The organism is Micromonospora sp. NPDC000089 (genome assembly GCF_042899365.1).
In the GTDB taxonomy this organism is placed as follows: domain Bacteria; phylum Actinomycetota; class Actinomycetes; order Mycobacteriales; family Micromonosporaceae; genus Micromonospora.
This window is the reverse complement of sequence record NZ_JBIAZT010000005.1, coordinates 116,625-130,755: the sequence shown is the minus strand read 5'-3', so window position 1 is coordinate 130,755 and position 14,131 is coordinate 116,625. Positions and strand designations below refer to the sequence as shown.

The 14,131-nt window shown below is 75.7% G+C and carries 13 protein-coding genes; 5 read left to right on the top strand and 8 right to left on the bottom strand.

Translation table 11 applies throughout. The features are described from left to right. Nucleotides 1-9: 9 nt before the first annotated feature. Entirely contained in the window at nt 10-1,101 is a 1,092-nt protein-coding gene (locus ACFY3U_RS12085; protein ID WP_387199171.1) for a ferredoxin reductase, read from the bottom strand. An 83-nt stretch (nt 1,102-1,184) separates the two neighbouring features. Here ACFY3U_RS12085 and ACFY3U_RS12080 point away from each other — a divergent pair, with 83 nt between their 5' ends. Next, nucleotides 1,185-2,405, top strand: coding sequence for a PucR family transcriptional regulator (locus ACFY3U_RS12080; protein ID WP_387199168.1), 1,221 nt, complete (start codon nt 1,185-1,187; stop codon nt 2,403-2,405). A 19-nt stretch (nt 2,406-2,424) separates the two neighbouring features. Here the strand turns inward: ACFY3U_RS12080 and ACFY3U_RS12075 are convergent, their stop codons facing one another. Both ACFY3U_RS12075 and ACFY3U_RS12070 read right to left on the bottom strand, forming a co-directional pair. Beyond that, complete coding sequence (locus ACFY3U_RS12075; RefSeq protein ID WP_387199165.1) at nt 2,425-3,177, bottom strand: dienelactone hydrolase family protein; 753 nt, start codon at nt 3,175-3,177, stop codon at nt 2,425-2,427. 86 nt (nt 3,178-3,263) lie between these two features. Beyond that, complete coding sequence (locus ACFY3U_RS12070; RefSeq protein ID WP_387199162.1) at nt 3,264-4,307, bottom strand: TRM11 family SAM-dependent methyltransferase; 1,044 nt, start codon at nt 4,305-4,307, stop codon at nt 3,264-3,266. Between the two features lie 348 nt (nt 4,308-4,655). Here ACFY3U_RS12070 and ACFY3U_RS12065 point away from each other — a divergent pair, with 348 nt between their 5' ends. From ACFY3U_RS12065 to ACFY3U_RS12050, 4 genes are all read left to right on the top strand, one after another. After that, the gene (locus ACFY3U_RS12065; protein ID WP_387199159.1) at nt 4,656-6,446 is read left to right on the top strand and encodes a protein kinase; all 1,791 of its coding nucleotides are present in this window, start codon (nt 4,656-4,658) and stop codon (nt 6,444-6,446) included. A gap of 41 nt (nt 6,447-6,487) precedes the next feature. Beyond that, nucleotides 6,488-7,081, top strand: coding sequence for a MarR family winged helix-turn-helix transcriptional regulator (locus ACFY3U_RS12060; protein ID WP_387199156.1), 594 nt, complete (start codon nt 6,488-6,490; stop codon nt 7,079-7,081). A gap of 66 nt (nt 7,082-7,147) precedes the next feature. Continuing rightward, nucleotides 7,148-7,504 carry an STAS domain-containing protein gene (locus tag ACFY3U_RS12055; protein WP_387199153.1) on the top strand — a complete coding sequence of 119 codons (357 nt, stop codon included), beginning with the start codon at nt 7,148-7,150 and terminating at the stop codon, nt 7,502-7,504. Nucleotides 7,505-7,510: 6 nt separating this feature from the next. Next, the gene (locus tag ACFY3U_RS12050; RefSeq protein ID WP_387199150.1) at nt 7,511-8,239 is read left to right on the top strand and encodes an ATP-binding protein; all 729 of its coding nucleotides are present in this window, start codon (nt 7,511-7,513) and stop codon (nt 8,237-8,239) included. Nucleotides 8,240-8,265: 26 nt separating this feature from the next. Here the strand turns inward: ACFY3U_RS12050 and ACFY3U_RS12045 are convergent, their stop codons facing one another. From ACFY3U_RS12045 to ACFY3U_RS12025, 5 genes are all read right to left on the bottom strand, one after another. Next, a complete protein-coding gene (locus ACFY3U_RS12045) occupies nt 8,266-9,462 on the bottom strand; it encodes a low temperature requirement protein A (protein ID WP_387199147.1) in 1,197 nt (398 codons plus the stop codon). Nucleotides 9,463-9,586: 124 nt separating this feature from the next. Then, the gene (locus ACFY3U_RS12040; protein ID WP_387199144.1) at nt 9,587-11,632 is read right to left on the bottom strand and encodes a copper-translocating P-type ATPase; all 2,046 of its coding nucleotides are present in this window, start codon (nt 11,630-11,632) and stop codon (nt 9,587-9,589) included. 93 nt (nt 11,633-11,725) lie between these two features. After that, entirely contained in the window at nt 11,726-12,949 is a 1,224-nt protein-coding gene (locus ACFY3U_RS12035; RefSeq protein ID WP_387199912.1) for a multidrug effflux MFS transporter, read from the bottom strand. Between the two features lie 210 nt (nt 12,950-13,159). Beyond that, a complete protein-coding gene (locus tag ACFY3U_RS12030) occupies nt 13,160-13,534 on the bottom strand; it encodes a dihydrofolate reductase family protein (RefSeq protein ID WP_387199141.1) in 375 nt (124 codons plus the stop codon). Between the two features lie 75 nt (nt 13,535-13,609). Then, a complete protein-coding gene (locus ACFY3U_RS12025; protein ID WP_387199137.1) occupies nt 13,610-14,107 on the bottom strand; it encodes a GNAT family N-acetyltransferase in 498 nt (165 codons plus the stop codon). Between the last annotated feature and the right edge of the window lie 24 nt (nt 14,108-14,131).

Genomic DNA, 14,131 nt, shown 5'->3' with positions numbered 1-14,131 from the left:
CCTCCTGTCCTAGAGATCGATGTCGCAGGTACCGGCGGCCGCCGACACGCAGGTCTGGATGAGCACGCCGTCGCCGGGTACGGCGGTGGTGATCTCGCCGGAGCGGAGGTCGCGGACCGCGCCCTCGCGCAGCGGCAGCACGCAGCCGTAGCAGATGCCCATCCGGCAGCCGGACGGCATCAGCGCGCCGGCCGCCTCCCCCGCGTCCAGGATGGGGGTCGCGCCGTCGACCCGCACGGTGAGGCCGGTACGGGCGAAGGTGACGGTGCCGCCCTCGCCAGGCGAGATCACGGTCGGCCGGAACCGCTCGGTGTGCAGCCGGTCCGCCGCGCCGGCGGTCGCCCAGTGCCGCTCGGCCGCGTCCAGCAGACCGATCGGGCCGCACGCCCAGGTGTGCCGGTCCAGGTGATCGGGGACCAGCCCGGCCAGCTCGTGCGGGCCGAGCAGACCGGCCTCGGCGGTGTGCCGCTCGATCAGCCGGATCGCGCCGCGCTCGGCCAACGACCGCAGCTCGGCGCCGAACACCACGTCGGCCGGGGTGGGCGCGGAGTGCACCACCACCACGTCGGAGCGGGTGTGTGCGCCGGCCCGGAGCATGCCCATCACCGGGGTGACGCCGCTGCCCGCGGTCAGGAACAGCACCCGTTCCGGGGCCGGGTCCGGCTGAACGAAGTCGCCCTGCGCCTGGTCGAGCTGCACCACGGTGCCGGGGCGGACCCGGCGGACCAGGTGGTTGCTGACCTTGCCGTCGGGGATGGCCTTGACCGTGACGGTGAACCGGCCGTCGGGGCGGCCGGGCGCCGAGGTGATCGAGTACGCCCGCCACTGCCGCACCCCGTCGACGTCGACGCCGAGGCGGACGTACTGGCCGGGGCGGTGGCCGCGCCAGTCGCGGCCCGGCTGGATGGTGAGGCTGGCCGCGTCCCGGGTCTCCGGGTCGACCGCGACGATCCGCCCGCGCAGGGCGGCCCCGGAGCGCAGCGGCGCGACCAGGTCGAGGTAGTCGGCGGGCAGCAGTGGGGTGGTGACCGTCTCGGCGAGCCGGAGGAGCCGGTCCCGGACGGACACCTTCGTGCCGGGACGCGGGACGGTGGTGGTCATATCACCAGAGTGGCCGCCCGTTCGCATAACATCTTGGCCGGCAAAGGTGAATTGCACCTGACCTTTTGTGCGGGGAGAACAACATGTCCGACGGCACAGCGGCGACCAGCCACCGCGCGGCGCACCTGAAGCTGGACGAGCGGGTCGCCGACCAGCTGCGCGGCCGGCTGCCCGTGGTCGCCGAGCGGACGGTCAGCGCGATCACCGGCGAGGTGCCCGACTACTCCGGCACCCTCACCGGCCAGATGCGCGACAAGATCGAGAACGCGGTACGCATCGCGCTGGGCACGTTCCTGCAGCTCATCGAGCGGGCCGAGACCGCCGACCCGAGCACCCCGCTGAGCCGGGCGCTGGAGGCGGCGTACGCGCTGGGCAGCGGCGAGGCGCGCTCCGGGCGGAGCATGGACGCGCTGCTGGCGGCGTACCGGGTGGGGGCCCGGGTGGCCTGGCGGGAGGTGTCCGCGACCACCGTGCGCGGCGGTCTGTCCGCGGAGACCGTGGCCGAGTTCGCCGAGCTGATGTTCGCCTACATCGACGAGCTCTCCGCGGCCAGCGTCGCCGGCCACTCCGATGAGCTGGCCAGCGCCGGCCGGGTGAGCCGCCGCTACCTGGAACGGCTCACCCAACAGCTGCTCGCCGGCGAGCCGGAGGACGTGCTGCGGCGCAGCGCCGAGCGGGCCGACTGGCCGATCCCGCAGACCCTGACCGTCGTCGTCCTGCCGCGCAGCGGCCTGCGCGGCGTGCTGGCGGCGCTGAGCCGACACACCCTGGAGGGCGGCGAGGACCTGCCCGGGGTGGAGCCGACCGAGGAGCGGGCCGTGCTGCTCGTACCGGACATGCACGGCAACCGGCGGCGGCAGTTCGCCACCGCGCTGCACGGGCACCGGGCGGTGATCGGGCCGGCCCGGCCGTGGACCGCGGTGGCGCGGTCGTACCAGCGGGTGGTGCGGACGCTGGCGCTCGGGCTGCCCCGGCCGGCCGGGGACGAGCCGCTGGACACCGAGCAGCACCTGGCCCGACTGGTGCTGGGCACCGACCCGGAGGCGCTGGCCGACCTGCGCGAGCAGGTGCTGCGGCCGCTGGGCGAGCTGCCCGACGCGACCGCCCGGCGGCTGGCCGAGACGCTGCGCTCCTGGCTGCTGCACCAGGGCCGGCGCGACGACGTGGCCGCCGACCTGTTCGTCCACCCGCAGACGGTCCGCTACCGGATGGGCCAGCTGCGGGAGCTGTACGGCGACCGGCTCAACGACCCGGAAACCGTGCTCGACCTGACGCTGGCGCTGGCGTTCCTGCCCCCGGAGTGACCCGCGGGCTGGTTTGCGCTCAGCGGCGGAAGGTGCGCTCCAACAGGTCGAACAGGGCGGCCCAGTGCCGCTCGGTGGCCGGCTCGTCGTACGCGGCGGTGTCGGCCATGGTGAAGCCGTGGTGGGCGCCGGAGTACAGCTCCGAGCGGTAGCGCACGCCGGCGGCGTCGAGCGCCTTCTCCAGCGCGGCGATCTGCTCCGGGGTGTTCGACCCGTCCTCGTCGGCGTGGCCGAGGTACAGCTCGCCGGTGACCCGGTCGACGCCCAGGTGCGGGCTGTCCGGCGCGTCGGTCACCAGCCGGCCGGCGTGGAAGCTGGCCACCGCGGCGATCCGGTCGGGGTGGGCCTCCATCGCCCGCAGCGCGTTGGTGCCGCCCATGCAGTAGCCGGTCATCGCCACCGGGCCGGGCGCGACGTCGTCCCGGCCGGCCAGGTAGTCCAGGTACGCTCCGGCGTCCGCGGCGACCACCTCGGGGGTCAGCGCCCCGACCATCGGCATCACCTGGGCGAAGATCTCGCCCCGGCGCTCCGGGTCGGCCAGGCCGGACAGGTCGACCAGCGGCGCGCGGCCGGCCCGGTGGAAGAGGTTGGGCACCAGCACGACGTACCCGCGCTCGGCGATCCGCTCGGCCATCTCGGCCAACCGGGGGCGCAGGCCGAACGCGTCCATGAAGAACAGCACCGCCGGGAACGGGCCGTCGCCGTCCGGCCGGACCAGGTACGCGTCGGCCACCCCGTCGCGGGTCGGCACGTCCACCGTCGTCGTCTGCACCCTGGTCCTCCTCGCGATCACCGTCGTGGTTCCGCCCGGCACGCTACCCGCGCGCCCACGCCCCCGCACGGTCGGCTGCCGATCGGTCAGCCGGGCTTGCGGGCCACCAGCACGTCCCGGTCGATGGCCTGGTCCACCCGGTGCCGCAGCCCCAGGTGGGGCGCCGACTCCAGCACGGTCAGGCCGGCGTCGGCCAGCCGCGCCGCGGCGTCCTCCCGCTTGGCGACGTGGGTGTTCCATGAGATGCCGAGCGCCCCACCGGGCCGCAGCACCGACGCCCAGACCGGCGCGGCGGCCTCCAGCAGCGCCAGCGGGTCCCGGGCCAACCCCGCCTCGGCGGTACGACTGCCGTGCTGCACCCCGTACGGGGCGTCGGCCACCACAAGGTCGACGCTGCCCGGCCGGAAGAACTCGGCGGTCCGGGTGGTGTCCGCGTTCACCACGTCCAGCAGCTGCACGTCACCGGCCTTGTGCGCCTCCTTCGACGCGGCCAGCTCCACCCGCAGCCGCCGGCCGACCACCTTGCGCTCCCGGCGTACCGGGCCGGACTCCAGCACCCGGTGCTTCACCCGCTTCTGCTTCAGCCAGGTGGTCACGAACGCCCGGTACGCCTCGAAGTCCTTCTGGTCCCGGTCCACGCCGGCCGCGTCGAAGCCGTACATCAGCGCCTGGTTCAGGGTGGTGCCGCGCCCGCACAGCGGGTCGAGCACCCGGAACCGGCGCTCCAGCAGCTCGCCGGCCCAGGCCGAGCCGAGCAGGGTGACGTTCAGCAGCAGCTTGGTGAACTGCTCGTTGGTCTTCCCGACGTACTTCTGGATGGTGATCAGGTCGTCGTCGTGCCGGTCCAGCCGGCGCAGGTCGACCGGGCGCAGCAGGTCGCCGACGAACTCGAACAACGCGTACGCCGAGGAGAGGTTGCCCAGCACCGCCGCGTCCCGGGCGGTCAGCTCGTCGTCGGTGGCGAAGGTGACGTAGTCGGCCCCGCCCACCGTGGCGGTGCCCAGCTCACCGATCCGCCCGCCGAGCGCCGACCGGCCGAAGATCTCCAGCTCGGCCCGGGTCAGGTCGACGGCCGAGCGGGCGTACACCCGGTTGCTGGCGGGCAGGATCAGCAGTCCGTAACGGTTCATGGTCGGGCTACTGTCGCACACCGCTCGCGCCCGGTCTCGGCACGCCCGGCCGGCGCACCTGAACAGGGCAATCCGAACGGACGGAGGCTTCCCCGCCAGCAAGGAGCACCTGCTTGAGGTGCCCGCGGGTGCGAGATCCGCGGCCGGTCCCGGATGACCAGGTCGGACCTGGTCGAGCCGATCCGGAAGGCCGACGCGCGCAGCACCCGCAAGGCGCGCGAGGGCTGAGACGGGGCCGCCCGCCGCCGGGCGGCTCGTGGGGGCGTGCCGTCGTTTCCCCGAGCGCCCGGCCGGGTACCTGCAGACACGGGCGGGACCTGCCGGCGGGCGGGTAGGGGGAGGTGCGCGATGCGGCTGCTCAGCGGGCGGTACCGGCTCGTCGAGCCGGTGGGCCAGGGGGGCATGGCGGTCGTCTGGCGCGCCGAGGACGAGCTGCTGCACCGTACGGTCGCGGTGAAGCTGCTGGCCCCGCAGCTGGCCACCGACGCCCGCTCCCGGGCACTGATCCGCGCCGAGGCGCAGGCGGCCGCCCGGCTCAACCACCCGCACATCGCCGGGGTGTACGACTACGGCGAGGCCCGGCCGCGCGGCTACCGGCGGGTGCCGTACCTGGTGATGGAGTTCGTGCCCGGCGACACGCTGGCCGCCCGGCTGCACGCCGCCGGCGCGCTGCCCTGGCCGCAGGCCGTCCGGGTGTGCGCCGACGTGGCCGGGGCGCTGAGCGCCGCGCACGCCGGGGGGCTGGTGCACCGGGACGTCAAGCCGGCGAACGTGCTGCTCTCCCCCACCGGCGTCAAGCTGGTCGACCTGGGGGTGGCGTTGGCCGTCGGGCAGCGCTCCGCCGACGAGCGGGGCCAGGTGCTCGGCACCCCCCGCTACATGGCCCCCGAGCAGGTGTCCGGCGACCCGGCCGTGCCGGCCAGCGACGTGTACGCCCTCGGCCTGCTGCTGCACGAGTGCCTCACCGGCAAGCCGCTGCGCCGGGGCGCCACGCTCGCGGAGTTGCTCGCCCAGGATCACGCGGCCAACGCCGCCGAGGAGCCCGACGTGGCGGGCCTGCCGGAGTCGGTGCGCCGGCTGCGGCGGCGCTGCCTGGCGCCGGAGGCGCTCGACCGGCCCACCGCGGCCGAGGCGGCCGCCCTGCTCGCCGAGGTCGCCGGGGTGCGGCCGTCGACCGTGGTCACCCCGCTCGCGGCCGCCTCCCCGGCCGATCCCGCGCACACCACCCGGCTCGCCGCGCCGCCGCGCCGGCCCGCCCGAGCGGTGCCGGCGCCGGCCGGCCGGCCGGCGCGGCCACGCCGGGGCGTACCCCGGGCAGTCCTGCTCACGGCCGCTCCCGCCGTGGCGCTGGCCGCGGTGTTCGCCGGCCAGCTGCCCGGGCTGACCTCGACGGACGACGCCGCCGAGGGCGCCGCGGCCGGACCGGCCGCGGGCTGCACCGCGCGCTACACCGCCAACCGGGCCCCGGACGGCACGTTCACCGCCGACCTCACCGTCACCCGGACCGGCCCCCGGTCGAGCGACGCCTGGGCGCTGTCGTTCGGGCTGCCCGCCGGGCAGCGGGTGACGGGCGGCAGCGACAACGCGCGACTCACCCAGCGCGCCGACCGGGTGACGGTCGACCTCGGCGCGCCGCCCGCGGCCGGTACGGCCACGGTGACGCTACGCGGCACCTACCGGAGCGCGGATCGGGGCGGCCCGACGGACTTCGCCCTCGACGGCCTGCCCTGCGGCCAGGCCGCGACCTCGATCACCTCGACCACCGCCGCGCAGCCGTCCGAGGTCACCGGTGCGCCGGCGGGCGGGGCGGACGGCGGCGGTGCCGGCGCACCCGTCTCCGGTGGCGCCCGCGCGACCCATGGCCCACGGGCCGGCGACCCGGTCGGGCCCGCCGCCAACCCGAAGCCCACGGCGACCGACGGCCCCGCACCGACGCCACCGGGCGCGCCCACCGCGTCGGCGACGGCGGTCCCGGGCAGCACGACGGCCGTCCCGAGGCCCGCTCCGACCAGCGCGGAACCATCGCCGACCGAGTCCACCGCGGCGCCGCAGACGCCCGCGCCGACCGAGTCGACGGAGGCCGGCGGCGAGCCCACACCCACCGAGAGCGCGGCCGCGGAGCCGTCCGCCACCTCCTGAGCCCGTCCGGGCCACGGTCCGCGCACTGCCATCATTGCCGGATGGAACGGCTTCCGGTGATCCGCCCGCTGCCCGACGACGCCGACGACGAGCTGATCGACGGGCTCTCGGCGTTCAGCCGCACGGTGGTGGGCATGACGGCGCGGATCCTGACCACGCTCGACGTCGACGTCACGCTGCCGCAGTTCCGGACGCTGGTCATCCTGTCCGCGGAGGCGCCGCTGCGCACCCTGGACCTGGCCGCCGCCCTGCATGTCCATCCGTCCACCGCGACCCGCACCTGCGACCGGTTGACCCGCCGCGGGCTGGTGGCCCGGCACCACCGGTCCCCCGACCGGCGGGTCGCGTGGCTGACGCCGACCGAGGCCGGCCGGGCCCTGGTGGGTGAGGTCATGCGCGGCCGGCGGGCCGAGCTGCGTACGCTGCTGCGGGCCGGCGACGCCGCCCGGCTGCGGTCCACCGGCGAACTGCTCGACGCCATGGTCGTCGCGGCCGGGGAGCGCACCGAGCGGGACTGGTGGCAGCGCTGGGAGCGGTGCACCCGCAACCCCGTTCCCTACCCCGCCGCTCCGGTGGAGAATCCGGTCGACGGGGTGACGAATCCCTCTGTCCGCCCGGCGGGCCGGGAAGGGTAGCGTGGCCCGGCACAGGTGCCTGCAACCGTGCAGGCAACCGGCGGTCGGGGCGAAGAGGAGGGCCGTGTGTTCGACATCCGGTCCTCCGGTGAGGGCCTCGCTCCCCGGACGCTGCACGTCCGCGGTGAGCTGGACATGACCTTCTCCGGCCAGCTGCTCGACGCGGTCCGCGCCACCCTCGCCGCGACCACCACCCAGTGGGTCGTGGTCGACCTGCGGGAGACCACCCTGATCGACTCGAGCGCGGTGAAGGAGCTGGTCGACGTGCACCGGTTCGCCACCCGGCAGGGGCGGGTGCTGGTGCTGCGCAACGCCCGCGGGATCGTGGCCGAGGTGCTCCGGGTCACCGGGGTCGCCGGCGCGCTGGAGCGACCCGGCACCCGACCGACCGGCACGATCTACGGCTCGGCGAATGGCGGCTGACGCCTGGTGACACCGGCAACCTGGACGATCCTGCGTGATTTCCGCCGCGGCACCACCCGGATCACGATCGGACCCGGCCTCACTCCCGAGGCGCAGCCCCGCCTCGCCGCCCTGCTGGCCGGGGCGAGCCTCGACGCGCCGCTCACCCTGGTGGTCGACCTGGACGCGCTCACCACGTCGGACGCCGCGCCGGTGGCCACGCTGCTGGCCCGCTGGGCGGTGGCCCGGGCGGACGGCCCGCAGCTGATGGTCTCGGCGAACCCGCTGACCCCGACCGGCCGGCTGCTGCGGGCCACCCTCGGCCGGTACGCGGTCCTCGGGGTGGCCGACGACCTCACCGGACAGCGCCCGGCCGACCCGCGCCGGGCGCACATCTGCCTGCCCGCCGACCGGCAGTCCCCGGCCGCCGCCCGCCGGCTCGTCGCCGGGCACTGCGCCGAATGGGGCGTGGCCGCGGTGGCCGACCGGGCCATGGTGGTCGCCTCGGAGCTGGTCAGCAACGCCGTGCAACACGCGGGGTCGGAGATCGACATGACGGTCACGGCGAGGGCCGGTTCGCTGCGGATCAGCGTCCGGGACCGGGTGTCCGACAGCCCCCGGCCGGGTGCGCCGGCGCCGATCTCGGAGGGCGGGCGCGGGCTGCCGATCGTCGCCGCGCTGGCGACCGAGTGGGGCTACTTCGCCTTCGGCGACGGCAAGACCGTGTGGGCCGACCTCGACGACACCGACGACTGACCGCCCGGGTCTCACCCAGGTCCGCATCACACCGGAGACCGCGCGGGACGCAGCCGCAGCACGACGCAGATCGCCGTGAGCAGCGCGGCGAGCAGGCCGAGCGCGGCGAGCGCGGGCACCGCGTGGCCGATCGGCAGCAGCAGCAACGGCAGCCCGGCGACCAGCCACTGCCCGGGTGACGGGGAATGCTCGGACAGCCGCAGCACGAGCAGCCGGCCGACCAGGTAGAGGGCCGCCCCGCCGAACAGGGCCAGGGCGGCCGGCCAGCCCAGCGGCGCGCCGGCCGGGGCCGCCGGTTCCGCCTCGGCGACGTGGGCGATGGCCTGCTCACCGCCGAGCGCGAGATAGATGACGCCGGCCACCATCGGCAGGTGGGCGAGGCTGAACGCGTCGGAGCCGAGCTGGTTGCGGCGGGCCGGGCTGGCCAGGGTCAGCGCCCGGGCGGCCACGTCGGCGACGCCGCCGAAGTACAGCCACCACAGGCAGACGGTGACGGTGAAGGCGACCAGGGCGGCGCCGAGCACGGAGAGCCGGGTCAGGTGGGAGCCGACGCCCACGCCGGCGGAGATCAACGACTCTCCCAGCGCGATGATCAGCACCAGCCGGTGCCGCTCGGTGAAGTGGCTCGGGCTGCGCAACGGCCACTCGCCCCACCTGCGGTACTGGAACAGCCGCTGCCCACCGATGTCGAGCACCAGCGCCGTCACCCAGAGCGCGGTCTGCGCCGTGCCGCCCAGCAGGGCCCCGACCAGGAACGGCACCCACCCCACCGTGATCGGCAGCGCGAACATCGCCACCCGGCGGCGCCGCGCCGCGTCCGGGCCGGCCGCCCAGAGAGCGACCAGCAGGTGCACCGCCCGCAGCAGCACGTAGCTGACGGCCAAGATCATCGCGCCGTCGACGCCCGGCGCGGACCGCCAGGCGTCCGGAATGACCAGCGCCACCACGAACAGGCCCGCCATCGACACCAGCACGCCGGCCCGCGCCAGCCCGACGTCCGCCGGGGTCAGGTTGCCCAACCAGGTGTACGCCGACCAGGAGAACCACAGCAGCACCAGCAGGAGCAGCCCCTGCCCCATCGACGACAGCCGGGGCGGCGAGCCCATCAGCGCGGTGATCCTGGTGAGGGCGAAGATGAAGACGATGTCGAAGAAGATCTCGAACGTGGTCGCCCCGTGGTCCTCCGGGGTCAGCGTCGCCCTGCGCCGGCCGGCCCGGCTCACCGGGCGGCCATGCCGTCCGCTGCCCTGGTCATGCCAGGGATGCTAGGTCGCCGCCGTGGCGGTCACGGCCGGTTGGCGGAAGCTGCCACCGATCGCGACCGGGTTGCCGTTCCCGCTCCGGCGCTCACTCGGCGGGCGGCCGCAGGCGTACCCGGCGCAGCAGTTGCGCGTTGAGCGCGACCACGATGGTGGACGCCGACATCAGCACCGCCCCGACGGCCGGGCTGAGCGTCACCCCGGCCCAGGCCAGCGCGCCGGCGGCCAGCGGCAGGGCGACCACGTTGTAGCCGGCGGCCCAGGCCAGGTTCTGCCGCATCTTCCGGTACGACGCCCGGGACAGCCGGATCACCCCGGTCACCCCGCGCGGGTCGGACGACGCGAGCACCACCCCGGCGGACTCGATCGCCACGTCGGTGCCGGCGCCGATGGCGATGCCCACGTCGGCCCGGGCCAGCGCCGGGGCGTCGTTCACGCCGTCGCCGACCATCGCCACCCGCAGGCCGCGGCGCTGCAGGTCGGCCACGGCGTCGTCCTTGTCGGCGGGGAGCACCTCGGCGAACACCTCGTCCTCGCCGGGGCAGAACCCGAGGTCGGCGGCGACCGCCTCGGCCACCGGACGGGCGTCGCCGGTGATCATGGCGATGGGGCGGATGCCCTGCCGCCGCAGCTCGGCGATCGCCTCGCGCGCCTCGGGGCGTACCTGGTCGGCCAGGGCCAGGGCGCCGAGCACCGTGGGCCGGTCGGCGTCGAGGCGCAGCACGTGCAGCACGGCCGCCCCGCGGCCGGACCACTCGGCCTGCCGCGCGGACAGCTCGGCGGGCAGGTCGACGCCCAGCTCGCGCAGCAGGGCCGGCCCGCCGACGGCGTACCCGGTGCCGTCGATCTCGGCGCGGACGCCGCGCCCGGTCAGCGACCGGAAGCCGGTCGCCCGCCGGGCCGGGCCACGCTCCGCGCCCGCTGCCACGATGGCCCGCGCCAGCGGGTGTTCGCTGTCCGCCTCCACCGCCGCGGCGACCGCCAGCACCTCGTCCGGCCCGACGCCGCCGGCGCCCGCGACGCCGGTGACGGCGTGCTCGCCGCGGGTCAGCGTTCCGGTCTTGTCGAACAGCACCGCGTCGACGGTGCGCATGCGCTCCAACGCCAGCCGGTCCTTCACCAGGATCCCGCCCTTCGCGGCGACCGCCGTGGAGAGCGCGACCACCAGCGGGATGGCCAGACCCAGCGCGTGCGGGCAGGCGATCACCAGCACGGTCACCGTGCGGGTCACGGCCTGGTCCAGGCTGCCCAGCGCCACCCAGGTCACCAGGGTCACCGCGGCGGTCGCGGTGGCGAGGTAGAACAGCCAGGCGGCGAACCGGTCGGCGAGCGCCTGGGCCCGGCCGCCGGAGTGCTGGGCCTGGGCGACCAGGCGCTGGATGCCGGCCAGGGCGGTGTCCGCCCCGACCGCCTCGATCCGGACCCGGATCGCCGCGTCGGTCGCCACCGTGCCGGCCACCACCCGGTCGCCGACACCGCGGGCGACCGGTCGGGACTCCCCGGTGATCATCGACTCGTCCAGCTCGGCGCCGCCGTCGACGATCCGACCGTCGGCCGGCACCCGGGCACCGGGCCGCACCAGCGCCACGTCGTCCACCCGCAGGTCGCCCGCCGGCACCCGCTCGACGCCACCGGCCGTCACCCGCTCGGCGTCGTCCGGCAGCAGCGCCGCCAACGCGGACAGCGCGCCCCGCGCCTGGCCGATGGCCTTCATCTCCTGCCAGTGCCCGAGCAGCATGATGGTGACCAGCGCCGCGAGCTCCCACCAGAAGTCCAGGTCGAACGCGCCGAGGGCGGTGGCGATCGAGGCGCCGTAGGCGACGGTGATCGCCATCGCGATCAGCAGCATCATGCCGGGCGCCCGGCCGCGGACCTCCCGGACCGCGCCGACCAGGAACGGCCAGCCGCCGTACGCGAACACCACGGTGCCCAGCACCGGACCGATCAGGTCGACGCCGGGGGCGTCCCAGCGGTAGCCGAACCAGTCCATCACCATCCGGCTGCTCGCCACCACCGGCACGGTCAGCGCCAGGCTCAGCCAGAACCGGCGCCGGAACATCGCCGGGTCGTGCCCGGCGTGCTTGTCGTGCCCGGCGCGCCGGCCCGGGTCGGGGTGCTGCCGCTCCTTGCGCATCTCATCGCCCCCTCCCCGCCACCGTATACCCCCCAGGGGTACGCGGCAGCCGGTCGGTGAGGTACGCGACCGCGCCCCGGCCGCCGCCACCGGTCAGTGCACCGCCGCGACGAGCGGGTCCGCCTCCAGGTCGGCGAGCCGGGCCGGCCGTACGACGACCAGCAGCACGACCGTCGCCGCGACCATCCCGCCCGCGACGACGACGGCCATCGCGACCGCCCCGGTGCCGAGCACCCCGACCAGGGGCGCGGCCAGCGCGCCCACGCCGAACTGCACCGCACCGAGCAGGGCCGAGGCGGTGCCGGCCGCCTCGCCGTGCCGGGACAGGGCCAGGGCCGGCGCGTTCGGCATCGCGAGACCCGCCGCGGCGAGCACCACCCACAGCGACCCGAGCAGGGCGGGCAGCCCGCCGAGCCCGGTCGCGGCGAAGCCGAGCAGCGCCGCGCCGGCCACCGTGCCCACGATGAGGGCGGTGACCAGGATCCGCTGGGGCGAGTACCAGCGCAGCAGTCGCACGTTGAACTGGGTCGCCCCGATCAACCCGACCGCGCCGGCGCCGAAGGCCAGCCCGAACTGCTGCTGGTTGAGCCCGTACTGCTCCTGCAGGACGAACGACGAGCCAGCGACGTACGCGAACAGGGCGGCCATGGCCAGCCCGGCGACCAGCACCAGGCCCACGAACGTCCGGTCCCGCAGCAGCGCGCCGTACACCCGGGTCGTGCCGGACAGGCCGCCGTGTCGGCGTCGCTCGGGGGGCAGGGTCTCCCGGAGGCCGACCGCGGCGACCCCGACGAGCAGCACGCCGAAGAAGGCCAGCACCACGAAGACACCGCGCCAGTCCGTCCAGCGCAGCAGACCGCCACCGAGGGTCGGGGCCAGGATGGGCGCCGCCCCCATCACCAACAGCAGCCGGGACAGCAGGGTGGCGAAGGCCGCGCCACTGAACAGGTCCCGGACCACGGCCATCGCGACCACCGCGGCGGCCGCGACGCCCAAGCCCTGCACCACCCGCAGGCCACCGAGCACCACCACGTTCGGCGCCACGACGCAGAGCACGGACGCCACCACGTGCACGGCGATGCCGGCGATCAACGGCCGGCGCCGGCCGACCGCGTCCGACAGCGGGCCGATCAGCAACTGGCCCACCGCCAGGCCGGCGAGGGTGCCGGTGAGGGTCAACTGGACCGCCGCCGAGGTGGTCTGAAGGTCGTCCACGATCGCGGGCAGCGCGGGCAGGTACATGTCGATGGTCAGCGGGCCGAGCGCGATGAGCGACCCGAGCACCAGGACCAGCCGTACCCGTTGGCCCGGCGTCATCAGGTCGCCCGGGGACGGCGGGGTGGGTGGGGTGGGTGGGGTGGAGAGGGTGTCGGTGGCGGTGCTCATCGGATCTCTCCCGTTCGGTCGTCGGATGCCCGGGCGGAAATCGGCACAGTGGTCACGTCTGGGTGCAGTTCCCGCTCGGAGGATCCGATTCCCCTACGGCCCGGTAGGGGACGAGGGTCACAGCGACGCCGTCTCAGTACGTCACTGCCGGGCGACGTCCGCGCCGAGCACGTTGACGTACCGGTCGCCGGCGGCATCCCGGGCCCGCGCGACGGCGTCGTGCAGGTCGCTGACGAAGGTGACGCCCGGGTCGGGCTCGGCCGGCGGCCGGTGGGTCAGCACGAACACCGGCCCGTGGTAGCGACCGCCGAAGGCGCCCTCGCTGTCGGTGCCGCGGTTGGGGTCGTCGCCGCCGAAGGTGGTGTTGCCGACCAGCAGCGCACCGACGCCGGCCAGCAGGCGGTCCGCCGTCGGGTTCTCGCCCCCGATGTGCTCGGTGAGCCAGGACATGTCCCCGCCGGGGCCGGCGATGAAGCCGTCGAGCGACGCGGTGGCGGCGTAGAGCAGCGTGGCCATGATGATCCTTCCGTACGCGGTCGAAGGGTGGACCGGCCGCGGCCGGAAAAGTCATCGGCCCCGTGCCGTCCCGGTTCAGGTGACGACGGGGCTGCGCCGCTCGATCAGCACCACGTCGCGCCAGCGGCCGTGATGACGACCGACCCGCTCGCGGACGCCGACCACCCGGAAACCGGCCCGCGCGTGCAGGGCCAGGCTCGCGGCGTTCTCGGGAAAGACTCCGGACTGGATCGTCCAGATGCCGGCCGCCTCGGTCGACCCGACGAGCGCGTCCAGCAGCCGCCGGGCGACCCCCCGACCACGGGCGGCCGGATCGACGTAGACCGAGTGCTCCACCACGCCGGCGTACACGGCACGGGTGGAGGTCGGTGAGACGGCGACCCAGCCGACCACGGTGCCGTCGCCGGTCGCCGCGACCAGGCGGTGCGCGGCCAGCCGGCCGGCGTCGAAGGCCGCCCAGGTCGGTGCCGTGACCTCGAAGCTGGCGTCGCCGCCGTCGAGGCCGGCCTGGTAGACGGCCAGGACCGGGCCCGCGTCGTCGGCCGTCATCGGGCGGACGGTGAGGTCGGTCATCGCTTTCCCCCTCCACGCTGTCGC